Origin of the sequence: Psychrobacillus antarcticus (assembly GCF_029533155.1) — a bacterium.
In the GTDB taxonomy this organism is placed as follows: Bacteria; Bacillota; Bacilli; order Bacillales_A; family Planococcaceae; genus Psychrobacillus; species Psychrobacillus antarcticus.
The window spans coordinates 29,886-56,519 of record NZ_JAIZDB010000038.1; the positions used below are offsets into that span (position 1 = coordinate 29,886).

Below are 26,634 nucleotides of genomic sequence, written 5' to 3' on the forward strand. Positions count from 1 at the left end.
AAAAAACGCTAAAATTATGTCCAAAATGTCACAATCTAAGAAACTTCAGTTCAAAGACTTTTAGTTTTCCCTAGAATGCAGTACAATATTAGTGTTGACTAATTATAAATTAGAAAAGATTGTATTAAAAGGGAGGGTTAACTATGCAAAAAAATCCAATAATTCCATTTATCTTAATTATGGCTTTTGGTATTGGTTTAATTTTCTTCTTGTCTATGGATGGCGTAGGGAACAAAGAAGAAATCGCTGCAACTGAAGAGCACGCAGAAGGAACTGAAGGTGGAGAAGAAGTAGCTGGAGGGTTTGATCCAGAAGCTAAAGCTCAACAATCATGTATCGGTTGTCACGGGAACAGTTATGAAGGTAGTGTAGGCCCTTCATTAGTTGGAACTGCATTGTCTGAAGACGAAATTAAAGACATTTTAGCAAATGGTAAAGGCGCTATGCCAGCTGGGTTAGTACCTGCTGAAAACATTGACGCTATGGCGGCATGGGTAAAATCTTTAGAATAGTATCTAAATAAAAGGCCATCGATTCTGTATAAGAATCGAGGTCTTTTTTCTTTTTTGGTATAATAGTTATTGAAGAGGTGTTGACATAATGAATGCAAAAAATTTATCAGATAGACTGAGAACAGTTGCTTCCTTTGTAGAAGAAAATACTATTTTAGCGGATATTGGCAGTGATCATGCTTATTTACCATGTTTTTTAGTACATGAGGGTGTCATATCAAAAGCTATTGCTGGAGAGGTAGTAAAAGGTCCATTTCAATCTGCTCAAAAACAAGTGATGAGTGAAGGGCTACAAAATAATATAGATGTTCGTTTTGGTAACGGTTTAGAGGTAATCTCCGATGGGGACAATGTCCAAACAGTTACTATAGCTGGAATGGGTGGTCCACTTATCGCTTCTATATTAGAGTCTGGAAAAGACAAACTTTCCAAAGTAGATACATTAATTTTACAGCCAAATATACATGCCAAAGCTATACGAGAATGGGCGATTCAAGAAAAATGGAAGATTGAGCAGGAAGTAATTCTAGAAGATCACGATAAAATTTATGAGATTCTAGTATTAAAAAAAGGCAGTATGCTGTTATCAGAAAAGGAGCTATTAGTTGGTCCAATTCTAAGTAAAGAAAAATCTCCTGTCTATCAAAAGAAATGGAACAATGAGCTAAATGAGTGGCAAAGAATAGTAAATGAGCTAAATAAAATAGAAGGAGCAGAAGTTCAACAAAAGAAAGCTGAGCTCGAATATAAAATTGCGTTAGTGAAGGAGACTTTATAACGATGAAAGAAACAAATGGGCAACATATTATTTCCCTTTTTGAACAATGGGCACCAAAATCTTTGGCAGTCGATGGGGATCCAGTAGGTTTACAAATTGGTACGCTAAATAAATCAATCACAAAAGTGTTGGTTACTTTAGACGTGAATCTGGATACAGTAGAAGAAGCCATTCAAAATGGCTGTGAGCTTATGATTGCTCATCATCCTCCTATTTTTCGAGGATTGAAAAATATGCGAACAGATTTACCTCAGGGATTATTAATCGAGAAACTGATCAAGCATGATATTGCGGTATATGCTGCACATACGAATTTAGATATTGCTACAGGTGGAGTAAACGATTTACTTGCTACTGCTTTGGAGTTAGAAAATATAGATATCCTAGAGCAAACTACCTCCGAACAACTGATGAAGTTAGCAGTATTTACGCCTAAAGAGTCTACAGAGGAAGTAAGAACTGCATTAAGTGTTGCTGGAGCAGGCGAAATTGGGGATTATCAGTCTTGTAGCTTTACATCTTCAGGAGAAGGTAGGTTTAAACCTTCAGACGCAGCAAACCCTTACATTGGTCAAGCGAATGAATTGTCATTAGTGGAAGAAGACAAAATAGAAGTAATTTTTCCTACTTCGATGAAAAATAAGGTTTTAAAAGCTTTACTGGCCAATCATCCATATGAAGAGCCTGCATATGATTTAATATTGTTGGAATCAGAAGTAAATCAACTAGGTCTAGGAAGAATTGGTATGCTGCCTGAAAAACGGACATTGGCTGAATATGCGCAAGTAGTAAAACAGCAGCTAAATGCGCCTTTTGTTAGAGTTGTAGGCGATTTAACAAAGGAAGTTCAGAAAGTAGCGGTACTTGGTGGAGATGGCAACAAGTATATCCAGACAGCTAAACGAGCAGGAGCAGATGTATTTATAACTGGCGATTTATATTTCCATGTAGCCCAAGATGCAGAAGCTATTGGATTAGCTGTTATCGATCCTGGACATCATGTAGAACAAATCATGAAAAATGGAGTCGCGGAGTATATGACAAAGGTTTGCAATCAGAACAAACTCTCCGTTGAATTCATCCCATCAAACATTTCAACGGAGCCTTTTCAACTAATTTAATCAGGGGAAAATAAGAAAAACCTGGCAAAAAACGCCCGGTAATTTAGGATCTAAACCTGTTTCTACTTTTTTTGAAGGGCTTTGGACAGACTTATTGCTATATAATTACCGTTTGATTTTTTAAAGATGCTGGTCGTGACTGAAGTCACGACCAGCATCTTTTTTTCTCGGTAATCTTATGGCTATTGACTGTCCGTCGCCCTTCTACAACTTCTAGAAACAAGTTAGTTCATTTTTTGTTAACTAAAGAAATGCTAAATTCCTATATAGAGAAGTGGGAGAAAGATGACAGTCTAAGTACGCGACATCGTGTCGCAACGACTGCCTGACCCGCATCGTGCGGGCCTGAAGATGCAATTTCGTTCGCTATTTCGCTTCTTTATTTAGTAAATACTTACTATTTCTCATTATTTCCACTTGTGTAAAAGAAAATCTACAATTTCATCTTCATTACAGTATAGTGTCTCTAATTCAACAGACGATTTTATCCCTATATTTACTTGGACTACTCTTATCATCTAAGCGAAAAGCTATGCTATATCTTATAATAGAGTACTACTCACATAATTGATTGTAGTGAAGGTCGGCGACTCCAGCGGGATTAGCTTGAGCTGAAGACCCCGCAGGAGCTTGCGACGAGGAGGCTGAAGCCAAGCCCGCGGAAAGCGTCCGACTGAAACGGAAATCAGTAGTATTATTCTTTCTTTCTTTCAAGTCCCATGAACTCAGCTTACATGGCACATTTTAATATACTTCATATAAAAAAGCTGCTCACTATTGAGCAGCTTTTGTCATTTAACTGTATAGGGTTCGATACGATCTACCGGTTTTGGTATTTTAATTTTAGGTAGAATCTTTTCAGGCAGTGTTTTTTTCGTTATATCATGAGTTGTAGGATCTTTTGGGTCATACTTCTCTAGAAAATGAATAACTTCTTTTACAATAGGAGTAGGTGTGGAAGCACCTGCTGTGACAGCTACATGAGCAATGTTGTCCAACCATTCTAATTTCAGTTCAGAAATGTCGCCAATGCGGTAAGAAGGAGTTCCGGCGATTTCCTCTGAAACTTGTGTCAGTCTATTAGAGTTATTACTCATTGGATCGCCAACTACTATTAGAAGTTCGGCTTCTCCAGCTTGCTCAGCGACCGCTTCTTGACGAACTTGAGTGGCTAGACAGATTTCTTTATGAACTTCTATATGTGGGAATTTCTCTTCTAATTTTTTCATTAGATCAACAACATCCCACTGAGACATTGTAGTTTGATTTGTAACGAGTAATTTATCTGTCGTGATAGTTAAATTCTCAACGTCCTCTAATGTCTGAACTAGATGAACTTTGTCAGGTGCTACTCCAATGGCACCCTCTGGCTCTGGGTGTCCTTTTTTACCGATATAAATAATGTCATAGCCTTCAGCCGTTTTTTCTTCAATAAGGTCATGGGTAACTGTAACATCTGGACAAGTAGCATCTATTGAAACAAGACCCTTTTTACGCGCTAATTCTTTTACTTCTGGAGAAACACCGTGCGCGGTAAAAATAACCGTACCTGTCTCTACTTTAGATAATATATCTAAGCGATTTTCTCCGTCTAAAGTAATTATTCCATCCATCTCAAATGCATCTGTTACATGTTTGTTATGGACGATCATTCCCAAAATATATATAGGCCTTGGAAGAGATTTGTCTAATGCAGCATTACGAGCAATGATCATTGCATCCACTACACCGTAACAGTATCCTCTAGGCGAAATTTTTTGTACTAACATTTTACGTAACTCCCTTCAATACGAGCATACTCATATTATAACGGAGCACGATGATGATTACAAAAAATTAAATTGGAGGCTGAAAGATGCGAGGCAAGGATGCTCCATTTGTGACAGATGCTACGGTGCTAGCTGATCTGGCGGCTGTGGATGCAGCGGAAGCACCGGCAACAGCAGTCGTAGCAGCTGGTACAGATTGAAAACCACGGTATAATTTCAACAGAGCTGGTACATTTTGTATCATAGGGGCGAATTGTCGGACCATAGGTGTAAGTTGCTGAGCTGTATTTAAAAATTTGTCGGCTGTTTGTAAGTAACCCATTGTTTTGGACGCTGGTTGACCCTGTTGGAAGCCTCCCGTGGGAGCTGACTGAAACTGACTAAAAAAATTAGTTGCTGGTCCTGCAGGGGAAGGGGCAGCTGCAGGTGGTGGTTGTGGAGCCCCTTGATTCCCTCCCCAAAAATCGAACGAATTGGTTGGGGCATTTTGAGGGCTAGGATTAGACGTGCCAAAAAAATCATTTCCCCGATTTTGGGCGAATGGATAAAAAGATTGGTAGCGCATTTTTTCATCTCCTTTCGAACAACAAAGACTATTATATTCTATGCAAATTATACGTTTTATGTACAATCGTGGTACAATAAAGAAATGTGAGGGAGTGACGTAGATGTCAAAATATACAGATTATAGTTTTCAGCCTTTTCTACAAGATGCAATAGAAAAATTAGGCTTCCAGGAACCAACGCCAATTCAAAAAGAAATTATTCCGCTTATTTTGAAGGGGAAGAGTGCGATTGGTCAAGCTCATACCGGAACAGGAAAAACACATAGTTTTTTGATCCCAATTGTTGAAAAAATAGATGCTAGTAAAAAAGAAGTACAAGCAGTTATTACATCACCAACAAGAGAGCTTGCAACACAAATTTATAAAGAGTTGAACAAGTTAGTAGAAGGCACAGAAATTCAGACGAAATTATTTATCGGGGGGACGGATAAAGCCCGTTCAATCGAAAAATTAAAAACGCAACCACATATTGTTGTGGGAACACCAGGTAGACTTCGTGATCTTACAGTTGAGCAAGCATTACTTGTTCATACTGCAAATATTTTAGTAGTAGATGAAGCTGACTTAGCTTTTGATCTTGGTTTTATTAATGAAATCGATCAATTTGCATCTCGCATGCCAGAGAAATTAGAAATGTTTGTATTTTCTGCTACAATTCCAGAAAGTTTACAACCTTTCTTAAAAAAATATATGGACTCACCAGTTCATATAAAAATAGGCGAGAAACGTCGAGTAGCAGAGGGTATTGAATTTATTGTAACTCCTGTTCGAAGCAAATCTAGAAAGAAACGTTTGCTGGATGTTATGGCAGGTATTAATCCATACCTAGCTATTATTTTTGCAAATACAAAATCACATGCTGATGAAGTAGCAAAGTATTTAGAAGGTAACGGAGTTAAAGTTGGCGTAGTCCATGGGGATATATCACCTCGTGATCGTAAACGTGTAATGAAACAAATCCATGAACTAGAATTTCAATATATTGTAGCAACGGATCTAGCTGCACGCGGTATTGATATTCCTGGAGTCAGCCATATTATCAACTATGAACTTCCAGATGATTTAGAGTTTTTTGTTCACCGTGTAGGAAGAACAGCTCGTGCTGGATTGACAGGTATTGCTATCTCATTATATGAACCATCGGATGAGGATGCTTTAGTTCGTCTTGAAAAAATGGGTATCCCCCTTGAACATAAAGATGTGATCGACGGAGAATGGTCAGAACTTAAAGAGCGTCACGCACGAAAAAACCGTACGAAAAATGAAAATGATATAGATGCAATTGCTAAATCCAAAGTACGTAAGCCTAAAAAAGTAAAACCAAACTACAAGCGTAATATGCAATGGGAAATGGATATAGTGAAGAAAAGAGAGAGACGTATTAAAAACCGCAAGAGATAAGGAGTTGCTATTGTGTTATTAGGTTCACATGTTTCAATGAGTGGAAAAGAAATGCTGCTGGGTTCGAGTAAAGAAGCTGCATCATATGGTGGAAATACTTTTATGATTTATACAGGAGCACCACAAAATACTAGAAGAAAACCAATTGAAGAATTGAATATTGAAGCTGGTATCGCTCATATGAAAGAAAATGGGATGTCCAATATCATTGTACATGCTCCTTATATTATCAATTTAGGGAATACGACAAAACCGGAGACTTTTGCTCTTGGGGTTGAGTTTTTACAAAAAGAAATTGAAAGAACTGCGCATATAGGCGCAGCTCAAATTGTATTGCATCCAGGAGCCCATGTTGGAGCTGGAGCCGATGCTGGTATAGCAAGAATTATTGAAGGTTTAAATGAAGTGTTAGCAACTGATTTTCCCGTTCAAATAGCTTTGGAGACAATGGCTGGAAAAGGGTCAGAATGTGGTCGTACTTTTGATGAACTTGCACAAATTATTGATGGTGTTGTAAATAATCATCGATTATCCATTTGTATGGATACTTGCCATATTCATGATGCTGGTTATGATATCGTCGATGATTTTGATGGTGTCCTAAATGAGTTCGATAAGATAATTGGTATTGATCGATTAAAAGTACTTCACATCAATGATAGTAAAAATGTTCGTGGAGCAGCAAAAGACCGACATGAAAATATCGGTTTTGGGGAAATTGGATTCGAGGCATTGCAATATATTGTGCATCATCCACAATTGATAGAGCTACCGAAAATTTTGGAAACACCATTTGTTGGTGTAGATGCTAAATCGAAGGAAACACCATACAAATATGAGATTGAAATGCTTCGTACTAAACAGTTTAACCCAGAAGCTATTGATGCATTACGTTAAGAAAAACCGAGCCCATGCTCAGTCCTATTAGTTCAAGACCTGTTTCGATCGTTTTCGAAGGGCTCTGGACAGACTTATTGCTATATAATTACCGTTTGATTTTTAAAGATGCTGGTCGTGACTGAAGTCACGACCAGCATCTTTTTTTCTCGGTAATCTTATGGCTATTAACTGTCCAGAGCCCTTCTACAACTTTTAGAAATAGGTTAGTACATTTTTGGTTAACTAGAGAAAAGCTAATTTCCGATATCGAGAAGAGAGATGATGACAGTTTAAGTACGCGACATCGTGGTGCTTCTTCGCAAAGCTCGGCCCAAAATATAAAAATATTTCGCAACGACTGCCTGACACGCATCGTGCGGGCCTGAAGATACAATTTCATTTGCTATTTCGCTTCTTTATTTAGTGAAAACTTACTATTTTTCTTTATTTACACTAGTAAAAAGGAAATCTACTTGTTTGATCATTCATTACAGAAAATTACCCCTAACTAGGCAGTAGGTTTTATTACAATATTTAATTAGTCTACTATTATCATCTAATCGATAAGTTATGCTTAATCTAATTGTTTAGTACTACTCAATATATTGATTGGAGTGCACGAAGGCGTCGCCACACGATGTGGCGCTCTTAGCCTTTGTCCCTTTACCTGTAACGGAAATCAGTAGTATTATTGCATTGCAATTATACCGAAGAAATTCAAAGGCATTATCTTCTTTCATCCAAAAGAAGATGGTGCTTTTTCTTTTATTTCTTTATAAAGGTCCATTGCACGCTGTTCTCCAAGTATTATTATTAACTTTTGTTGAATTGCGAGTGGAACCCCGAAAACAAGCCAGGAAAGTGAGATTTCTTTTAAAAGTGGATGAACACTTTTCAATTCTTTGTCGGACAATTGTATATCAAACCCTTTTACAATTGTTTTAAACTCTTTTAAAGTACATGTTTGTAGCTGTTGAATAAATTTCTGGATATCCGTAAAAAACATCCTTTCAAGCAATTTTTATTTACACATGGGAAATTATACACTATACTAATACTTTGTAAATCGTAATCATTCTTAATTAGAATCGAGGAATTATAATGGCAACCCCGTTGATCAACTTACATAATATTTCGTATCAATACGAACAAACTAAAGCGTTAATCGATATTAATTTAAAGATTGAAGAAGGTGACTTCCTAGCAATTATCGGACCTAATGGCTCAGGGAAATCTACATTATTGAAAATAATCCTAGGGTTATTAAAGCCGACAAAAGGAGAAGTACTTCTTTTTGGAAAGCCAGTACCTCAGTTTAAAGAGAAAGAACGCATTGGGTACGTATCTCAAAAATCAAATTCCTTTAATACAGGTTTTCCAGCTACTGTAACAGAGGTAGTAAGAAGCGGTTTAGTAAAGAAAATAGGATTATTTCATCGATATCCAGCTAACGTTAATAAAGAAGTGAAGACAGCACTAAAATCAGTAGGTATGGACGAATTCGCTATGAAAAATATAGGTGAACTTTCTGGAGGGCAACAACAGCGTGTCTTTATCGCAAGGGCGTTGATCAGCAATCCAAATGTATTAATACTAGACGAGCCAACAGTAGGGGTAGACAGCAAAAATGTAAAATCGTTTTATCATATGTTAAGTCACTTAAATCGGGAACATAATATTACGATTGTTTTGGTTACACATGATGTCGATGCCGTTTCAAAAAGTATTAGTCATGTAGCCTGTTTAAATAAAAGAATTCATTTTCATGGCTTTAAAAACGAGATGGATCAGATGAGTGATGAACAATTAGAGGCTTGGTATGGTCACGCAGTTCGTAAAGTCGATCATCAAAGTGAGGTAAAATCATGATTGAGTCCATTTTCCAGTATGAGTTTTTACAAAATGCCTTTTCCTCGGGCTTAATCATTGGTTTTATTGCTCCATTATTAGGTGTTTTTATCGTTGTGCGTAGGCTCTCGTTAATAGCTGATGCACTGAGCCATGTGACACTTGCTGGTATTGCAGGAAGTTTGTATTTAAGTCAATCTGTAGGGGCACTAGCTTCACTAAACCCACTGTATTTAGGGATTGTAGCATCGGTAACTGGCTCATTGTTTATTGAAAGATTAAGAAGATTATATAAACACTATGAGGAACTTGCGATACCAATCATCATGTCTGCAGGTCTTGGTTTTGGTGCAATCTTCATCTCATTAGCAGAAGGATTTAGTTCTGACTTATTCGGTTATTTATTTGGTTCTGTATCTGCTGTAAGTCGTCAGGATTTATGGATTGTTATAGGTATTGCGGTGATTGTGATCGTATTTTTAAGTTTATTTTTTAAAGAATTATTTGTCCTTTCTTTCGATGAGGAATATGCGAAAGCATCTGGTCTTCCAGCTAAATGGATTCATGTATTATTTATGATTGTAACTGCATTAGTTATAGCGGGGTCGATGCGGATTGTTGGTATCTTACTAGTGTCGTCCCTGATGACGTTGCCGGTAGCTGCTGCGATGCGTATTTCCAAAAGCTTTAAGCAGTCAATTTTCCTTTCAGTATTATTCGGTGAGTTGGCGGTCATTATCGGTTTAATAAGTGCATTCTATTTAAATTTAGCTCCAGGTGGAACAATTGTTGTCACATCGATTATTATTTTACTTCTAACTATTTTATCGAAAAAGCTAGAGAGCAAGGGAGTTGTTTCAGGGTGAATATTGATAAAGCATGGGATATCCTAAAAAATGAAGGTTTCAAAAAAACAGATAAGCGTGAGCAAATACTCACTATTTTATCAGAAACGGAAAAATTTATTACGGCAAAAGATATATTAAATGTAATGAAAAAAGAACATCCTGGGATGAGCTATGATACAATCTACAGAAATTTAAGCACATTTGTGGGTCTTGGAATATTGGAAGAAACGGAACTGACAGGGGAGAAGCATTTTAGAATGCAGTGTGAAGCTGATCATCATCATCACCATTTCATCTGCATGTCCTGTGGCAATATAAAAGAAATCCCATTTTGTCCAATGGAATCTCTTCACCATGCAATTCCTGGTTACGAGATAGAAAACCATAAATTTGAAATATACGGCAATTGCCCATCTTGCCATTAATAAAAGTAGCGTAGACCAATTGTCTGCGCTACTTTTTGTATTGTTACTTAATTAATATGATTGTCTATTTATTTCAATCGCTTAATCCAACTGAAGTATTCTCATATTCACTATTCATGAGAGCTTTATACATAAAATCGGCTACATCAGCTCTAGAAATAGATTTCCCTGTACTAGGTACCCCCATCATGGCCTCTTTATAAATACCCGTAAATGCCTTGTCTTTCAAGCTCATTGGTCTTGCTATCGTATAAGTTAAGCTATTTTTCTTTATATAATTGACTGCGTTTGCATGATCGGATAATACATTTCCAAGCATTTTCATTATTATTTTACCCATCATCCCAGGTATTTCATTTTCTATTCCTGCGGAAGCAATATAGATAATTCGTTGGACATTATTTGCAACCATTTCGTCCACCACAATCTTTGTCATATCTGCTAGCTGTGTAGATTTTTTCATACCAGATGAAGAGCCTAAACACGAAACGACAGCATCCTTACCAGTAATAGCTGATTTCACCATATCTTTATCTAAGGCATCTCCTTGGATAATAGTCAGTTGTTCATGTTCTAATCCTAATTTAGCAGGGGATCGCACAAAAGCCGTAACTTGATGACATTTATCTAAAGCTAGTTTAGTAAAATGCTTTCCGACGCCACCACTTGCCCCAAATACTATAATATTCATCCTTCAATCTCCTTTTTAGTAATTCATAAATTTTTGAGATATGTGTTAATAAAGAAAATAGTCTAATCTAAAAAAAAAAAATCGAGTATAAAACCTCAGCGATTTTATACTCGATTATTTATTTTATTTAATCGACATCGAAAATTCCTTTTCAATCCAATTATTTGCTTCAATCCAATTATTCACTCGGATCACACGATTTGGAGCTGGCATCTGATTATAAGGTGTATTAAATAATATTACCGGAATATCAAGTTCCTCACTAATTTCTACCGCGTTGTCATGTTTGTCCTCAAAAAATGCATGAACACCGTGTTTACGAGCTGTCTCAATTTTGTTATGTGTACCTATCAGTTCAATATGATCATATAGCAATTCTTGTTGTTTGAACCAGTCTAACGTAATATCCATCACGTTGTCTCCACGTGCAGAAATGAAATATAACTCGTATTTTTCTTTCCAAGCTGATAATACAGCGTGTGCATCAGGTTGAATAGGAGATGTAGCATAAATAGTAGGTTCTGCTTTCTTAAACCACTCGTAAAAATCTTTTTCACTTACTGGAAATGCCTTAGTTAAATCATATTCTTTAATATCTTCTAACTGTAAATTACATTTAAATGCTTCGTTAATATGAGGAAGCAAAGAAGTAGGGGATGTTACTGTCCCGTCTATATCGATACCAAATCGTATATTCGTCAATTGCACCATTCCTTAAGCTTGTTGTTTTTCTTGTTCTTCTAGTTCTTTTTTTGCAAAATACTCTGCAGCAAGTTTGTCTATTTCCACTTTTAGTTCCTCTACCATTGTTTCCTCTGGTACTTTACGAACTGTTTTGCCTTTCATGAATAACAGACCTTCACCACGAGCACCTGCGATTCCTATATCAGCTTCACGAGCTTCACCAGGACCATTCACTGCGCAGCCAAGTACTGCTACTTTTAGAGGTGCTTTAATATGAGAAATATATTCTTCTACTTCATTTGCAATTTTTATCAAGTCAATTTCAATACGTCCACAAGTAGGACATGAAATTAGTGTAGCGGAGTTAGAAGATAATCCGAAAACTTTTAAAAGTTCGCGGGCTACCTTGATCTCTTCTACTGGGTCTGCACTTAAAGATACACGCATTGTATTTCCTATTCCCATGCTTAACAATGTTCCTAATCCAGCCGCACTTTTAATGGAACCTGAGAAAAGGGTACCAGACTCAGTAATTCCTAAGTGAAGAGGGTAGTCAAATGCCTCTGAGGCTTTACGGTAAGCTTCAACAGCTAGTGTTACATCCGATGCCTTCATAGAGACGATAATGTCATGAAAGTCTAAATCTTCTAGAATTTTAATATGATGTAACGCACTTTCTACCATTCCATCTGCAGTTGGAAAACCATATTTTTCTACAATTTTTCTTTCTAGAGAACCAGCGTTAACCCCTATTCGAATTGGAATTCCTTTTGCTTTAGCGGCATTTACAACAGCTTCTACTTTTTCTTTACGACCAATATTACCTGGGTTAATCCGTATTTTATCAGCACCTTGCTCTATTGCAATAAGTGCTAACTTATAGTCAAAGTGTATATCCACTACTAAAGGGATATTAATCCGTTCTTTTATTGCTCCAATAGAATAAGCTGCGCGCTCATCTGGGCATGCGACACGTACGATTTGGCAGCCGGCTTCCTCTAGTCGTAGGATCTCGGCAACCGTAGCTTCTACATCATGTGTCTTTGTTGTTGTCATACTTTGTATAAAAAGTTCATTACTACCACCTATTGTTAAGTTTCCAACCCGTACTGGACGAGTTTTGGAACGATGAATTACTCCAGTCATGAAATTCTCTCCTTCTTGAGGCATATGCCATCACTATTCATCATTTTATCAGTCTTTTGAATGAAATGACAAGAAAGAACGCTCTTCTTTACATTATTTACATTCAATTGATGCTGAATAGGTAGGTAAAAAAACCTTTTCCCCTACTTTAAAGGTCTGATTGATAAAATGAGGATTGAGATTATAAAAATCAGTTAATCTCTCTGTATAAGTAATAACTTTATCTGTAGGGTATAAGGAGAACAAGGATTGTAGAGTATCTCCAGCCATAACCTCTACTGTTATATAGTCTAAATTTTTTTCACATTCAACTGGTTGGGAAGAGTAGGCAAGTGGGATCGTTCCTTCGATTAAATCTACTTTTATGATATAAAAAGAAATTAGTAATAGAATAGTTGCTACGAATATTTTCATATGAAAACCCCCTTAACCTACTTTATGCAGAATAAGGGGATACTATGTATTATCTTTTCAACGGATAGTATTTAGTTGCTAAAACGAGAATTGCTAAACTCACAATATAGTTTACGAGTTGAATATAGTTATTTGAAACATCCAGTATGGAAAAAATGATGGATAGTAACATGGGAATCGTACTTGCAAATAGAGCTGTTCGCCAAATATGACGGAACTCTCCTTTTTTCTTTCTAATAAGCAGGATAATGCTCCCTATGTATGCAAAAATACTAATACGAACAAAAATAAATAATGTATTCAATACGAATAAGAACAAAAAGGAGAATGGATATAATAACCATTGAATTTGAGAAAAATACTCAAGTAAACCTTCCATAGATTCTTGTTGGTCAGAAATTCCTTGGATAAAATAAACAAAGGAGATAATAGACATTATACATATATAAATAAATATATATTGCATCACCTTTCCAATAGGAATAAGCCGAAATGCAGCCATTTTTTTAGGACTAGTTAAGCTAGATTTAAATAGTTGAAATAAACTCAAATGATGTCACCCTTTCATCTCTATTCTAGCATCAAAGAATAAGCGGTGACAAAAAGTAGATGTCGCTTTGTTAAGTAATTGTAAATAATGTTTTAATCTCTTTACAATGACTTCATAATTCATAATAATAGGTTAGTATGTGAAAATTGTCGTAAACTGGAGTTGAGTATCGAGTGGAATTAAATTGGCAGGAAATGCTCTTTCAATTTTTTGGTGGTCTGGGTATTTTCTTATTCGCCATTAAATTTATGGGAGATGGACTTCAAAAAGCCGCGGGGGATAAACTTCGTGACATTTTAGATAAATATACGACCAACCCTTTTATGGGTGTTTTAGTTGGTATTATCGTAACAGTTCTAATTCAGTCTAGTTCGGGGACAACTGTTATTACAGTTGGTTTAGTAAGTGCTGGATTTATGACGCTTAGACAGGCTATTGGTGTAATCATGGGTGCCAATATCGGAACAACTATTACCGCTTTTATCATCGGTTTTGATGTTGGAGCATATGCACTGCCAATCATGGCAGTTGGAGCATTTCTTTTGTTCTTCTTTAAGAAAAACAAAGTTCAGAGTTTAGGAGAAGTAATTTTTGGTTTTGGAGGATTATTCCTAGGACTCGAGTTAATGAGTGGAGGAATGAAGCCGCTTAGAGAAATAACTGCTTTTACAGATTTTACGCTTAGTATGAGTGATAGCCCTATTCTTGGATTAATTGCAGGAACCATTTTCACTCTAATTGTTCAGAGTTCAAGTGCAACTGTTGCAATCCTACAAGGACTTTATGCGGAAAACCTACTTTCATTATCTGGCTCTCTCCCGGTTCTATTCGGAGATAATATTGGTACGACTATTACAGCAGTACTCGCATCTTTAGGAGCTTCAGTTGTAGCTAGACGTGCAGCAGCAACGCATGTACTTTTTAACGTGGTCGGTAGTATCGTATTTTTAATGCTGTTGGCACCTTTCACAATCTATATCGAGTGGATATCGGGAGTACTTAATTTGGAAAATAAAATGCAAATTGCATTTGCACATGGATCATTTAATGTGGCAAATACAATTATTCAATTCCCGCTTATCGGAGCTTGGGCTTACTTAGTTACTAAACTTATCCCAGGGGAAGATGCTTCAATTATATATAAACCAAAACACTTAGATATTCGCTTTATAGAACAATCCCCATCAATTGCGATTGGACAAGCGAAAGAGGAAATATTACGTATGGGTGCATTAAGTATTCAAGGACTAGAAACGACCTATTCTTATTTAAAAACGAATCTCAAAAAAGAAGCAGAATTAGGTTATCAAATAGAAGATGCATTAAATAATTTAGATCAAAAAATTACAGATTATTTGGTGAAAATCACTTCAGAATCATTATCGGCACAAGATTCTGCAAGACATAATATCTTAATGAATACTGTACGAGATGTCGAAAGAATTGGGGACCATTTTGAAAATATCATTGAATTAATAGATTATAAAGAAGTGAATCGTTTAATCCTTACAGAAGATGCTTTAAAAGATGTTTCTGAAATGTTTGATCTTACCATAACAACTGTATCGAAAGCATTGGAAGCATTAGACACGAGCGATGTTAAAATGGCGCAAATTGTGTTGGAACAGGAGAAATCAATAGATAAAATGGAACGTACATTTAGAAAGAATCATATAATTCGTGTGAATGAAGGTAGTTGCTCTGGCCAGGCTGGAATCGTGTTTGTTGATATTTTAAGCAACTTAGAGCGTATTGGTGATCACGCTTCGAATATTGCAGAAGCCGTATTAGGTAAAAGAATATGATCGAAATTATCGGATGGATCCTAGTCGTTTTATGTTTCGTTGTTGCCTTTGTTGGAACGTTCTATCCTATAATCCCATCTGTAGTGTTTATGCTTTTGGGATATATAGTTTACGGGCTATTTTTCTCCTTTACTGAGCTAACTTGGCTTTTTTGGGTAATTCAAATTTTGTTTGTTGTTTTATTGTTTGGTGCAGATATGGCAGCAAATGCTTTTGGAGTGAAAAAGTTCGGCGGCACGAAAGCGGGAGTGTGGGGAAGTACTATTGGTCTTCTTTTTGGTCCATTCGTAATTCCGGTAGCAGGTATTTTAATAGGGCCCTTTATAGGTGCAGTTATTGCAGAATTAATCGTTACACGCCTTGGGATAAAACAAGCAATTAAATCGGGTGTAGGATCTTTAATTGGATTCTTAACTTCATCTGTAGTCAAAATTATTGTTTTAGTCATTATGCTCATTGTGTTTGTTTTCTTCGTGTAAAGTGAAACTTCAATCAGTGGGGAGTATCTTCATCCACACTGATTGAAAAACTGAACTCAGGCATTGCCGCATCGTGCGGCAATGCCTGAGTGTCCAACATCCTGTTGGCCAGAGGCTCGTAGGAAGCGAGTCACATAGACGAAGCCACACGACGTGGCGCTTTTCGTCTATGTTCTACGGCGGGCGTTTACGGGCAATTGATCTTAACTATATCCATAAATTCTCAAATTGATGAAGTGTAAGTCATTACTGCCCGTTAATGTGGGATAAGTTCAGTCAAAAGTATGATTATCATTTTTTTAGTCGATTTTAATTGAACGATTGTTCATAGTTTGTTACGCTAATACATGGAAAGAATTTTCTAAAACATTCTTTAGGAGGAAACAATAATGGCTTATGAATTACCAGAATTACCTTACGCATATGATGCACTAGAACCACATATCGACAAAGAAACGATGAATATTCATCACACTAAACACCACAATACTTACGTGACAAACGTAAACAATGCACTTGCAGATCAAGCTGATCTTCAAGGCAAATCAGTGGAAGAGTTAATCGCTAATTTAGATGCTGTTCCTGAAGCAATCCGTACAGCAGTGCGCAACAATGGTGGCGGACATGCTAACCACTCACTATTCTGGCAAATCTTATCACCAAACGGTGGTGGGAACCCAACTGGTGAATTAGCAGCTGCAATTGATGCTAAATTCGGTAGCTTTGATGCATTCAAAGAAGAGTTCGCTAAAGCAGCTACAACTCGCTTTGGTTCAGGCTGGGCTTGGTTATCAGTAGCTAACGGAGAATTAGAAGTTTCTTCTACAGCAAACCAAGATTCACCAATCATGGAAGGTAAAACTCCATTAGTAGGTTTAGACGTATGGGAGCATGCATACTACTTAAACTATCAAAACCGTCGTCCAGACTACATCGGTTCTTTCTGGAATGTAGTAAACTGGGATGAAGTATCAACACGTTTCGCTGCTGCAAAATAATAATTTTGCTTTAGTAAGGTAACATCCATAATAATTGAAACTTTGCACACACTTTTTCGTCTAAAAGTGTGTGCTTTTTATGTTACACTGTACATAAGTAAACTATTAAATAAAGAAGGTGATCTCATGCGAAAAATTCCAAATAAGCGCGCACAAAGTATGAAGGCTAAACAACGAGCTACCATTACTTTTCGTATGAACATACTGTTTTTCTCCATATTTGTACTTTTTACCATGCTAATACTACGATTAGGCTATTTGCAGATTGTAAAAGGAGAAGAGTATACAAGTAAATTAGCCCGTACGGAAGAAGTCCCGGTAAATACTAGCGTACCCCGTGGTCGAATTTTCGATAGTGAAGGAAGAATAATGGTTGATAATCTTCCGCAACGAGCTATAACCTATACAAAAATGCAAACTACGAAGTCAAAAGATATGTATATAATTGCAGAAAAATTGAGTAATTTAATAGAGAAGAAACCAAATAATACTACGCAGAGTGATTTACAGGACTTCTGGTTAAAAAAATATCCTAAAGAAGCACTTGAGTTGGTGACAGAAGAGGAACGTAAAGAAATAGAAGCGGATGAAAAATTGGAGAAGACAGAGAAAAATAGAGCAATCGACCGTTTGACTAGAAATAGAATAAAGGATGAACAGTTGAATTCTTTTACTCCAGAAGAATTAGAAGTTATTGCTATTTATCGTGAAATGGCCTCAGGATATGCATTGTCTCCTCAGATTATTAAAGGGGATGACGTAAAAGAAGAAGTCACAGTCGAAGAATTTGCACGTGTCTCTGAAAGACTAGGTGAATTAGAGGGAGTAAATACGACAACAGATTGGAGAAGAGTAAAAACTTCTTCATTAGCTATATTAGGTTTAACTACCTTACCAAAAGTAGGTATACCAAAAGATCGATTAGATTATTTTCTAGCCCGTGACTATTCACGAAATGATCGTGTAGGCACAAGTTATATAGAACAACAGTATGAGGAAGTACTGCAAGGTCAAAAAAGTATTGTCAAAAATATAACGGATGGAAAAGGAAGAGTTATTGATATTCAGACAGTTTTTGAAGGAGAACCTGGGAAAGATTTAGTGTTAACATTGGATAGTGAAATTCAATTAGCGCATGAAGAAATTCTAGCAGAAGAGCTACTTAAATATAGTAAAAATAGTGGTGCTCAATATTTAGAAAATGCTTATTTTATCATGTTGGATCCCTTCACGGGGGAAGTCCTTTCGCTAGTAGGTAAACGAATTAAAAAAAATGAAGAAACAGGTGCAAAAGAAATTAGTGACTATGCATTTGGTGCATTTACAAATGCATATGAAGTTGGTTCCACTGTGAAGCCAGGCACTATACTTACAGGTTACCGCGAAGGAGTATATCCAATTGGAGGCTCCTTAGTGGATGAACCTATCCGTATAAAGGGTTCGGAACCAAAAAGTTCCGTATTTAACCGATCCGGAAGTGTACGAATGAATGATTTACAAGCGCTAGAACGTTCTTCCAATGTGTATATGTTTAAGACAGCTTTTGGAGTTGCCGGAAGTACTTATAGACCGAACCAGTCTATTAACTTCGGAACTGAAGCTTTCCTTAAAATGAGAAGTGGGTATGCTCAATTAGGACTTGGAGCATTAACTGGTATTGATTTGCCTGGAGAGGTAAACGGAACCACTGGTGGATTTGAAGATGGTAAGCTACTAGATCTTAGCATTGGACAGTTCGATACGTACACTACATTGCAACTAGCTCAATTTGTTTCTACACTTGCTAATGGTGGTAGTAGAATTCAACCGCATGTCGTCAAAGAAATTAGAGAGCCTTCTGAAGATGGCATCCAACTAGGTAATATGGTTAAAGAAATTACTCCTACTATATTAAACACAGTAGACAACACACGGGAGGAAATCGAACGTGTTCGCCAAGGCATGAGACTTGTGTATTTTGGTGATAGAGGAACAGCGAATAAAGCCTTTGGAAACGCACCATTCACTGGTGGAGGAAAAACAGGAACTGCTCAGGCTAGTTATTTTGACACCAAATTATGGAAAAAATTTTACACTGTAAACTTAACTCATGTCGGTTTTGCACCATATGACAATCCAGAAATAGCATATGCACTTGTAATCCCCAATGCTTCTTTGGAAACTAATTATAAAACCAATTTTTCTACACTGATAGCAAGAAGACTTGTAGACAAATATTTTGAGATTAAACAAAAAAATAATGCAACATTAGTCAATGATTCAACTTCAACATCTCTTATAAAACCAGCATTTACAAATGCTAAAATTGATGAAGAAGAAATTGAATAATTTCTCGACAACCGGGGAGTAAAAGGGAAGTGAGTGAATCACTTCCCTTTTACTTTGTCTATTTTTAAAGGACCTTCTATAAAAACATCTGTACCTTCTTCTATATAATGTTCTTTACTCCAAAAACTCCACACAATTTTAGAACTCTCCGCATAATTCTATTTACAAAAGCTTTACACTCCATTCATACCGACTAAACATAAACCCTTTAAAGTAAAGCTTGTAAGAAAAAAAGAAAACAAAACATATAGGGGGATTTACCTGATGAAAAGCTGGAAATATTTTATGTTAACAACAATGGTTGGTTCGGCACTTGCACTAGGAGCATGTGGCGATGATTCAACTACAGAAGAAGTAAAAGAAGCTGATTCAGAAGAGGCTGCAACAGGTGATACTCAAGAAGAAGCAGTTCTAGAAGGACAAGTTTCTGGTGATGGTTCAAGTACAGTAGCACCAATAATGGAAGCACTTGTTGAAGAATACGCAGCTGTACAAGAAAAAGTTAAAGTAACTGTGGGTGTTTCGGGAACTGGTGGAGGATTTGAAAAATTCATCGCTGGCACAACAGATTTCTCTAATGCATCTCGTCCGATTAAAGATGAAGAGAAAGCAGAATTAGAAGCAGCAGGAATTGATTATACAGAATTTAAACTTGCAAACGACGGTTTAACAGTTGTTGTAAGTAAAGATAATGATTGGGTTGAAGATGTAACAGTGGAAGATTTAAAAAAAATGTGGATTGAAGATGGAACAACAAAAAAATGGTCGGATATTAATGCTGAATGGCCTGATGAAGAAATTATCTTCTACTCCCCTGGAACAGATTCAGGAACATATGACTACTTTGATGAAGTAATTTTGGATGAAGCTGATCTTGTAAAAGCAGCGACACTTTCAGAAGATGATAACGTTCTAGTACAAGGTGTACAAGCGGATAAAAATGCAATTGGGTTCTTCGGTTACGCTTACTACTTAGCAAACCAAGATACGCTCAAAGCTGTTAAAATTGGTGGGGTTGAGCCTAATAATGGAACTATTGAATCTGGTGAATATTCTCCACTTTCACGTCCACTATTCACTTACGTAAGTAACGCAGCACTTAAAGAAAATCCTGCACTTTATAACTTCATGCAATACTCTCTTGAAAATGCTGGAGATATGGCTGAAGCAGTTGGATATGTTCGTCTTGAAGATGCTGATTATGTAAGTGGTTTATCTACACTAGAAGGTTTAAAATAATTTGCAATAAAGTGAAACTTCCATCAGTATGGATTTTCTTCATCCCTCACTGATGTTAGTTAAACCAATCGGGGTTTTACAGACTGTTTATCGTTATCTTTCAAAAGTTGACGAGACGTATTACAGTCTGTTAAACCGGGGTAAATAGGTAAACGAAAAGGTGAGGAATGGGTAGCTCATGCTACTCATTTCTTGCGTTTGGTAAAGGGGGATTCACCGTGGGTCAAAAGGCTGAAAAGCTTTCGGTACAAGAGCTTATCCAGAAATCGAGTGGCAAAAAGCAGAAGAAATTAATAGAAAAAATGATTCCGATTATCCTTTTATTGATAGCCTCTGTTTCTGTTCTAACGACATTTGGAATTGTTGGAACACTGATAGTTGAAACGGTCATATTTTTTAATGATGTGAAAATTACAGACTTTTTATTTGGTACTGAATGGTATCCTTTTGGAAATACAGAACAATTATTTGGAATACTACCATTAGTAGCTGGGACATTGAAGGTTACTGGTATTGCTGTTGTTGTTGCTGTGCCATTTGGTATTGCATCAGCAATATTCTTAAGTGAGTATGCAACTGACAAAACAAGAAGAATTATTAAGCCTATTTTAGAAGTGTTAGCAGGAGTTCCTACTATTGTGTATGGCTTCTTTGCTCTAACATTTGTTACACCCTTACTCCAACAATTTATTCCGGGATTAAAGATTTTTAATGCACTAAGTCCTGGGATTGTGGTGGGAGTAATGATTTTACCTATGATTGCATCGTTATCGGAAGACGCGATGTCCTCTGTTCCTAATTCGATACGCGAAGGTGCATTAGCTATGGGTTCTACTAAGTTAGAGGTAGCATTGAGGGTAGTATTACCAGCAGCACTCTCTGGAATTATGGCTTCGGTAGTGTTAGCAGTTTCACGTGCAATTGGTGAAACGATGATTGTTTCCCTAGCTGGTGGATCCACGCCAAAATTCGATCTGGATGTTACGGAGTCAATTCAAACAATGACAGCATATATCGTTCAAGTTTCTTCAGGTGATGCAGGTTATGGAACAACTATTTATTACTCGATTTATGCAGTTGGATTTACGTTATTCCTCTTTACGCTGTTAATGAATTATCTTGCTCACGTTATTTCCAAAAAGTATCGGGAGGAGTATTAATATGAGATATGTAAATCATGAAGCAGTTGTAAAGAAAATGAACAAACGATTAATGGTGAACGGTATTTTCAAAACTATATTCTTTGCTGCAACTTTGTTTGCCTTATTAGTTTTAGGGGTGCTTTTCTACCGTATTATTTCTCAGGGAGTAAGTTATTTAACTCCTGAATTCTTCCAAAATTTTGGATCACGTGTGCCTGAAAAAGCAGGTATTAAAGCAGCATTAATTGGTTCGATCTGGTTGATGTGCGTAGTTGCACCAGTATCTATAATTCTAGGTGTTGGTACAGCTATTTATCTTGAAGAATATGCTACAAAAAATAAATTAAATGATTTTATTCGAATGAATATATCTAACCTTGCTGGTGTTCCATCTGTAGTTTTTGGTTTATTAGGATTAACGATTTTTGTTCGTGCTTTAGCTCTAGGAAATAGTATATTAGCTGCTGGTTTTACTATGAGTTTGTTGATATTACCAGTGATCATTGTCGGGGCGCAAGAGGCTATAAGAGCTGTTCCGCAAGATGTACGTGAAGCTTCGTATGGTATGGGGGCGACAAAATGGCAAACCATTATTAACATTGTATTGCCATCAGCTATTCCAGGCATTTTAACTGGAGCAATATTAGCACTTTCTCGTGCAGTTGGAGAGACAGCACCTTTAGTAGTAATTGGTATTCCAGTAATTGTACACTTTCTTCCGGATAATTTACTTAGCCAATTTACAGCATTACCTATGCAAATCTATGATTGGGCGAAAAGACCTCAAGAGGCTTTCCAATACGTTGCATCCGCGGGTATTCTTGTGCTCATGGGGTTCTTACTTATCATGAACTCAATTGCTATCTTTATCCGAAATAAATTCTCAAAACGATATTAAACGCGATGAAAATTAGGAGGAAATAAAATGGTACAATCGTTAGAAAAAGGGTCAGTAAGACAAATAGAAACATCTAGTATTGTTTATGATACACAAAAGTTGAACTTATGGTATGGTAATCATCATGCACTAAAAAATATTGATTTACAAATAAAAGAAAATGAAGTTACTGCTATAATTGGGCCATCTGGCTGTGGTAAGTCAACATATATTAAAACTTTAAATCGTATGGTAGAATTAGTTCCAACAGTTAAAACGTCCGGAGAAATCCTATATCGTGAACGTAATATCTTTGATGCAAATTACGGAGTAGAGGAACTACGTACGAAAGTAGGGATGGTTTTCCAAAAACCTAATCCATTTCCAAAGTCTATTTATGACAATATTGCTTATGGTCCAAGAATCCACGGTATCAAGAACAAAAAGATTTTAGACGAAATCGTGGAGAAAAGTTTACGTGGAGCTGCTATATGGGATGAAGTGAAGGATCGTTTAACGACGAATGCATATAGTTTATCTGGTGGTCAACAGCAGCGTATTTGTATCGCTAGATGTCTTGCGATTGAACCAGATGTTATTTTAATGGATGAACCGACATCGGCACTAGATCCAATTTCCACTCTTAAAGTAGAGGAATTAATACAAGAATTGAAAGTAGATTATTCCATTATTATTGTGACACATAATATGCAACAAGCAGCACGTATATCAGATAAAACAGCATTTTTCTTAAATGGAGAAGTAGTAGAATTCGATAAGACTGATGTTATTTTTTCAACACCTGAGGATAAGCGAACAGAGGATTATATATCAGGTCGTTTTGGATGATGAAAGGGGTTATTTAAAATGGTAGGAAGAGAGAAATTTGATGCAGATTTGAACTTAGTTCAGTCTTTGTTACTGGATTTAAGTAATACAGCAATTGATACGTTAGATAATTCAATGAACTATCTTTTTGAGAAAGATATTGAAGGTGCATTGTCTATACTTGATTCGGATGAACAAATTAATCGTATGGAAGAAGAAGTAAATGATCGAGTTATCTTGTTAATAGCAAAACAACAACCAGTTGCAACTGATTTGCGACGATTAATGGTGCTTGTCAAAATTGCTGCGGATATGGAACGAATAGGTGACTATGCATGTAATATTGCTAAGGAAACAATCCGTATTGGAAAAGACGAGCATATTGAACCGATTGTATTACTAGATGAAATGCGCAACAAAACGATTATAATGCTAAGACAGGTTCTCGATGCATTTACAACTCAGAATATTGAAGAGGCTAAAAATATAGCAAAATTAGATGATGAAGTAGATGAAATGTACGGGCATATTATTCGTACACTTCTGACTGCGGGGATTAATAATCCTGCCCTGCTAAGTCAGGTCACACAATTATCTTTTGTGTGTCGTTATTTAGAGAGATCTGCAGACCACGCCACAAATATTGCAGAACGCCTTTTATATTTACTAAAAGGAAAGCATTACGAATTAAATAATTAATTCGTGATTGTATATAACGGTAGGTATCTAACATAGATACCTACCATTTTATGTTTTAAATAAGTCCTGTGAACACTGAATTCTTGGGACTTCAAGACTGAAGAATACTACTGATTGCCGTTTCGGGTGGACACTTCCGCGGACGGGCAGAGCCTCCTCAGGCCAATAGAAAGTTGGTCACGAAGGCGTTGCCACACAAGGTGTCGCTCTTAGCCTTTGTTCAAAGAAAGCATATAAAAATACAGAATGAACACTGAGCTTACAGAACTTTAAAGATAGATTAATGCTACTAATTTTCGTTCCAGTCGGACGCTTTCCGCGGGCATTGCCTCAACCTCCTCAATGCGCTGCGGGGTCTTCACCAAACGCTATTCCCGCCGGAGTCGTCGACTTGCACTACAATCAAAAAAAAGATGCTGGTCGTGACTTCAGTCACGACCAGCATCTAAAAAAATCAAACGGCAATTATATAGCGATAAGTCTGTCCAAAGCCCTTCGAAAACAATAGAAATAGGTTTTAAACTTACACTATACCTTGCGTCTATTGTCTGTTTTTTAGCGAGTAATGGATTCAGCAATTTGTTTCAAGGACATGGAAGAGTTCAGCTCGTAGTTACCAACTTGAATGCGTCCTGAGAGATCTTGATCCGTTAAGTAATTATCCATATCCACCTTATTTAGAATAATACCGGCATCTTCTAATATTGCACTAATCTCGGAAGATGTCATCCCTAATTGAATGGAAAGAGTGAATGACCCATCAGATGGACTATCTTCAATCGGTGTTTCGGTCTCAACAATTTCTATTGGTGCGCTCGTTTGAACTTGTTGTGCAGTACTTAAATCTAGTTGTAGCTCAGCAAGTTGTTTTTTTACTTCAGTAAGTTCCTGTTGAGACTGATTATAAGCATCCTCAGTAATTGCACTAGTAGAAGTAATATTCTCTTTATCGACAGTTTCCTCTATTTGAAAGACAGCACCAGCAAGAAATAATCCAATTCCTATATTCCGAATGGTTTTGTTCATCACTTTCCACCACCAATAACATATTTTACTTCATCAATGGATAAAGAAGAACGTGCACTTATCTCATGTAACGAGAAGCCTTGTTTGTGTAACTCCAAGACTTGGTTTTTTATAATATCATGGATAGTGGGCTTAGTTTGTTTTTTTGGTGGTGTAGAAACCTTTGTAGATTCAATGAGTAATTCTTCCTCTATTACTTTAAGTCTGCGCTTAATATTGCTCGTTTCTTGATAAACTGTGAACGATAGTTCCTCTAATTCTGATTCTAATTTTTTGGAGGAATCCTTGATGAAAAAAGAAACTGCAATTAATACAATACCTACAACCATAATAATGATGGAAACGTCCATAATATTCACCTCATATTGTTATATTCCTACACTCATACTAACATATTCGAAAAAAATTAGAATAAATTCTTGTATTAATAGTAGATTTTATTTGGATATATGCTATAATTGGTTAGTCGTATAAATCATGCTCAAGTTTTATATTTAATCCTGACAAAGAGTGGGAGGGACAACCATGCGCGTTAATATTACACTAGCTTGTACAGATTGCGGAGAGCGCAACTATATTTCTAAGAAAAACAAGCGTAACAATCCAGAACGTCTTGAACTTAAAAAATATTGCTCTCGTGATAAAAAAATGACTACTCATAGAGAAACTAAATAATAACCTAAACCAAAACCTAGTATGGTTTTGGTTTTTTTCTATTGTGTGGAGGAATGACAATGACAAAGAAACTTATGAGAAACGATATGAAAGAGAAGTTAATCTTTTTAGATGAAGTGGCATATACTAATTATTCTAAGCAAATTGAAGATCAGTTTTTTCAATATGTAGCAAATTCAAATGTTTCTACTATTGGAATAACGATTTCTAACTTCCCAGAAGTCGATACATGGAGCATTATAAAAAAATTATGGAGTTTAGGGAAAAACGTCGTCGTACCTAAGTGTTCACCATTGGATAGATCTATGGTATTCTATCAAATAGAAAGTTTTGACCAATTAGAACAGGTGTATATGCATTTACGAGAACCAAATCCACATTTGTCTAGAGCAGTCACTCCGCAGGAGATTGATATGCTAGTGGTTCCTGGGATTGTATATAGTGAAAAAGGATACCGTATAGGATATGGAGGAGGCTATTATGACCGTTTCCTAGTGAATTATAAGGGAGATACATTGTCGTTGGCATTTGATATCCAAGTGGTAAAGTATGTTGAATGCGATGTATTTGATCTACCTGTAGATAAAATTATAACGCCGAACACTGTTTTTCTATGCAAACAGATTCGTGAGAAGGATGAGTAGGATGAATTCAGTATATGACGTTATGCAACTATTAAAACGATTTGGAATATATGTATACACAAAAGATCGCCTAGCAGATTTAGAAATAATGGAAGATGAAATTAAAGAGCTATACAAAATGCAGATGATTGAGTCAAATGACTATCAGATAGCTATTTTATTATTAAGAAGAGAACAAAGGAATAGTAATATGTAGAACACGTCAGAGTTATTTTGCTCTGACGTGTTATGTTTTTACAAGATAAGTGAAACTTTTCTTGGT

30 protein-coding genes are annotated in these 26,634 nt (G+C 36.4%); 20 read left to right on the forward strand and 10 right to left on the reverse strand.

All coding sequences use genetic code 11. The annotated features are described in order from the left end of the window. Positions 1–143: 143 nt before the first annotated feature. From cccA to LDK52_RS17465, 3 genes are all read left to right on the forward strand, one after another. Entirely contained in the window at positions 144–512 is a 369-nt protein-coding gene (gene cccA, locus LDK52_RS17455; protein ID WP_277587197.1) for a cytochrome c550, read from the forward strand. Between the two features lie 88 nt (positions 513–600). Next, positions 601–1,290, forward strand: coding sequence for a tRNA (adenine(22)-N(1))-methyltransferase (locus LDK52_RS17460; protein WP_277587198.1), 690 nt, complete (start codon positions 601–603; stop codon positions 1,288–1,290). Between the two features lie 2 nt (positions 1,291–1,292). Further along, the gene (locus LDK52_RS17465) at positions 1,293–2,411 is read left to right on the forward strand and encodes a Nif3-like dinuclear metal center hexameric protein (RefSeq protein WP_277587199.1); all 1,119 of its coding nucleotides are present in this window, start codon (positions 1,293–1,295) and stop codon (positions 2,409–2,411) included. Between the two features lie 791 nt (positions 2,412–3,202). On the opposite strand, the gene LDK52_RS17470 is transcribed toward LDK52_RS17465, so the two are convergent. Together LDK52_RS17470 and vrrA are read right to left on the reverse strand one after the other, a co-directional pair. After that, positions 3,203–4,180, reverse strand: a complete 978-nt coding sequence (locus LDK52_RS17470) for a 4-hydroxy-3-methylbut-2-enyl diphosphate reductase (protein WP_277587200.1) — start codon at positions 4,178–4,180, stop codon at positions 3,203–3,205. Between the two features lie 67 nt (positions 4,181–4,247). After that, positions 4,248–4,745, reverse strand: coding sequence for a VrrA/YqfQ family protein (gene vrrA, locus LDK52_RS17475; RefSeq protein ID WP_277587201.1), 498 nt, complete (start codon positions 4,743–4,745; stop codon positions 4,248–4,250). A gap of 103 nt (positions 4,746–4,848) precedes the next feature. Between vrrA and LDK52_RS17480 the strand changes: the two genes are divergently transcribed. Together LDK52_RS17480 and LDK52_RS17485 are read left to right on the forward strand one after the other, a co-directional pair. After that, positions 4,849–6,147 (forward strand): DEAD/DEAH box helicase, encoded by a 1,299-nt coding sequence (locus LDK52_RS17480; protein ID WP_277587202.1) that lies wholly within the window; start codon positions 4,849–4,851, stop codon positions 6,145–6,147. Positions 6,148–6,156: 9 nt separating this feature from the next. Further along, positions 6,157–7,044 (forward strand): deoxyribonuclease IV, encoded by an 888-nt coding sequence (locus LDK52_RS17485; RefSeq protein ID WP_277587235.1) that lies wholly within the window; start codon positions 6,157–6,159, stop codon positions 7,042–7,044. Between the two features lie 718 nt (positions 7,045–7,762). Here the strand turns inward: LDK52_RS17485 and LDK52_RS17490 are convergent. Next, on the reverse strand, positions 7,763–8,044 hold the full coding sequence (locus LDK52_RS17490) for a hypothetical protein (RefSeq protein ID WP_277587203.1): 282 nt from the start codon (positions 8,042–8,044) through the stop codon (positions 7,763–7,765). A gap of 83 nt (positions 8,045–8,127) precedes the next feature. Between LDK52_RS17490 and LDK52_RS17495 the strand changes: the two genes are divergently transcribed. Genes LDK52_RS17495 through LDK52_RS17505 form a run of 3 tightly spaced genes read left to right on the forward strand, consistent with a single transcriptional unit; the run spans position 8,128 to position 10,147 of the window. After that, entirely contained in the window at positions 8,128–8,895 is a 768-nt protein-coding gene (locus LDK52_RS17495; protein ID WP_277587204.1) for a metal ABC transporter ATP-binding protein, read from the forward strand. Further along, positions 8,892–9,740 carry a metal ABC transporter permease gene (locus LDK52_RS17500; protein ID WP_277587205.1) on the forward strand — a complete coding sequence of 283 codons (849 nt, stop codon included), beginning with the start codon at positions 8,892–8,894 and terminating at the stop codon, positions 9,738–9,740. Before LDK52_RS17495 ends, LDK52_RS17500 begins: the two co-directional genes overlap by 4 nt. Next, the gene (locus tag LDK52_RS17505; protein WP_277587206.1) at positions 9,737–10,147 is read left to right on the forward strand and encodes a Fur family transcriptional regulator; all 411 of its coding nucleotides are present in this window, start codon (positions 9,737–9,739) and stop codon (positions 10,145–10,147) included. The genes LDK52_RS17500 and LDK52_RS17505 overlap by 4 nt, the downstream gene beginning before the upstream one ends. Before the next feature lie 73 nt (positions 10,148–10,220). On the opposite strand, the gene LDK52_RS17510 is transcribed toward LDK52_RS17505, so the two are convergent. The 5 genes from LDK52_RS17510 to LDK52_RS17530 form a co-directional block, all read right to left on the reverse strand. Beyond that, the gene (locus LDK52_RS17510; protein WP_277587207.1) at positions 10,221–10,838 is read right to left on the reverse strand and encodes an NAD(P)-dependent oxidoreductase; all 618 of its coding nucleotides are present in this window, start codon (positions 10,836–10,838) and stop codon (positions 10,221–10,223) included. Between the two features lie 123 nt (positions 10,839–10,961). Beyond that, entirely contained in the window at positions 10,962–11,540 is a 579-nt protein-coding gene (locus LDK52_RS17515) for a hypothetical protein (RefSeq protein ID WP_277587208.1), read from the reverse strand. 12 nt (positions 11,541–11,552) lie between these two features. Further along, positions 11,553–12,668: a flavodoxin-dependent (E)-4-hydroxy-3-methylbut-2-enyl-diphosphate synthase gene (ispG, locus tag LDK52_RS17520; RefSeq protein ID WP_277587209.1), complete on the reverse strand. Its 1,116-nt coding sequence runs from the start codon at positions 12,666–12,668 to the stop codon at positions 11,553–11,555. Between the two features lie 93 nt (positions 12,669–12,761). Beyond that, the gene (locus LDK52_RS17525) at positions 12,762–13,082 is read right to left on the reverse strand and encodes a hypothetical protein (protein ID WP_277587210.1); all 321 of its coding nucleotides are present in this window, start codon (positions 13,080–13,082) and stop codon (positions 12,762–12,764) included. 49 nt (positions 13,083–13,131) lie between these two features. Further along, entirely contained in the window at positions 13,132–13,632 is a 501-nt protein-coding gene (locus tag LDK52_RS17530; protein ID WP_277587211.1) for a DUF1189 family protein, read from the reverse strand. 173 nt (positions 13,633–13,805) lie between these two features. Here LDK52_RS17530 and LDK52_RS17535 point away from each other — a divergent pair, with 173 nt between their 5' ends. The 9 genes from LDK52_RS17535 to phoU all read left to right on the forward strand — a co-directional run bounded on the left by LDK52_RS17535 (position 13,806) and on the right by phoU (position 24,027). Beyond that, positions 13,806–15,437, forward strand: coding sequence for a Na/Pi cotransporter family protein (locus tag LDK52_RS17535; RefSeq protein WP_277587212.1), 1,632 nt, complete (start codon positions 13,806–13,808; stop codon positions 15,435–15,437). Then, the gene (locus LDK52_RS17540) at positions 15,437–15,916 is read left to right on the forward strand and encodes a DUF456 domain-containing protein (protein ID WP_277587236.1); all 480 of its coding nucleotides are present in this window, start codon (positions 15,437–15,439) and stop codon (positions 15,914–15,916) included. Before LDK52_RS17535 ends, LDK52_RS17540 begins: the two co-directional genes overlap by 1 nt. A 389-nt stretch (positions 15,917–16,305) precedes the next feature. Further along, positions 16,306–16,914, forward strand: coding sequence for a superoxide dismutase (locus LDK52_RS17545; protein ID WP_277587213.1), 609 nt, complete (start codon positions 16,306–16,308; stop codon positions 16,912–16,914). Between the two features lie 126 nt (positions 16,915–17,040). Then, on the forward strand, positions 17,041–19,242 hold the full coding sequence (locus LDK52_RS17550) for a peptidoglycan D,D-transpeptidase FtsI family protein (RefSeq protein ID WP_277587214.1): 2,202 nt from the start codon (positions 17,041–17,043) through the stop codon (positions 19,240–19,242). A 264-nt stretch (positions 19,243–19,506) separates the two neighbouring features. After that, positions 19,507–20,481 carry a PstS family phosphate ABC transporter substrate-binding protein gene (locus LDK52_RS17555; protein ID WP_277587215.1) on the forward strand — a complete coding sequence of 325 codons (975 nt, stop codon included), beginning with the start codon at positions 19,507–19,509 and terminating at the stop codon, positions 20,479–20,481. Positions 20,482–20,648: 167 nt separating this feature from the next. Further along, a complete protein-coding gene (gene pstC / locus LDK52_RS17560; RefSeq protein ID WP_277587216.1) occupies positions 20,649–21,641 on the forward strand; it encodes a phosphate ABC transporter permease subunit PstC in 993 nt (330 codons plus the stop codon). Position 21,642: 1 nt separating this feature from the next. Further along, positions 21,643–22,521 carry a phosphate ABC transporter permease PstA gene (gene pstA, locus LDK52_RS17565; protein ID WP_277587217.1) on the forward strand — a complete coding sequence of 293 codons (879 nt, stop codon included), beginning with the start codon at positions 21,643–21,645 and terminating at the stop codon, positions 22,519–22,521. Positions 22,522–22,548: 27 nt separating this feature from the next. Next, positions 22,549–23,349, forward strand: a complete 801-nt coding sequence (gene pstB, locus LDK52_RS17570; protein WP_277587218.1) for a phosphate ABC transporter ATP-binding protein PstB — start codon at positions 22,549–22,551, stop codon at positions 23,347–23,349. An 18-nt stretch (positions 23,350–23,367) separates the two neighbouring features. Next, positions 23,368–24,027 (forward strand): phosphate signaling complex protein PhoU, encoded by a 660-nt coding sequence (gene phoU, locus LDK52_RS17575; protein WP_277587219.1) that lies wholly within the window; start codon positions 23,368–23,370, stop codon positions 24,025–24,027. Between the two features lie 555 nt (positions 24,028–24,582). On the opposite strand, the gene LDK52_RS17580 is transcribed toward phoU, so the two are convergent. Both LDK52_RS17580 and LDK52_RS17585 read right to left on the reverse strand, forming a co-directional pair. Then, positions 24,583–25,053: an MltG/YceG/YrrL family protein gene (locus tag LDK52_RS17580; protein WP_277587220.1), complete on the reverse strand. Its 471-nt coding sequence runs from the start codon at positions 25,051–25,053 to the stop codon at positions 24,583–24,585. Then, positions 25,053–25,403 carry a hypothetical protein gene (locus LDK52_RS17585; RefSeq protein WP_277587221.1) on the reverse strand — a complete coding sequence of 117 codons (351 nt, stop codon included), beginning with the start codon at positions 25,401–25,403 and terminating at the stop codon, positions 25,053–25,055. Before LDK52_RS17585 ends, LDK52_RS17580 begins: the two co-directional genes overlap by 1 nt. 175 nt (positions 25,404–25,578) lie before the next feature. Here LDK52_RS17585 and rpmG point away from each other — a divergent pair, with 175 nt between their 5' ends. From rpmG to LDK52_RS17600, 3 genes are read left to right on the forward strand one after another with little or no spacing between them, the layout of a single operon-like run. Then, positions 25,579–25,728, forward strand: coding sequence for a 50S ribosomal protein L33 (rpmG, locus tag LDK52_RS17590; RefSeq protein ID WP_093538394.1), 150 nt, complete (start codon positions 25,579–25,581; stop codon positions 25,726–25,728). Between the two features lie 59 nt (positions 25,729–25,787). Beyond that, positions 25,788–26,372 (forward strand): 5-formyltetrahydrofolate cyclo-ligase, encoded by a 585-nt coding sequence (locus tag LDK52_RS17595; protein ID WP_277587222.1) that lies wholly within the window; start codon positions 25,788–25,790, stop codon positions 26,370–26,372. Position 26,373: 1 nt separating this feature from the next. Further along, positions 26,374–26,568: a YqgQ family protein gene (locus tag LDK52_RS17600; RefSeq protein WP_277587223.1), complete on the forward strand. Its 195-nt coding sequence runs from the start codon at positions 26,374–26,376 to the stop codon at positions 26,566–26,568. Positions 26,569–26,634: the final 66 nt, after the last annotated feature.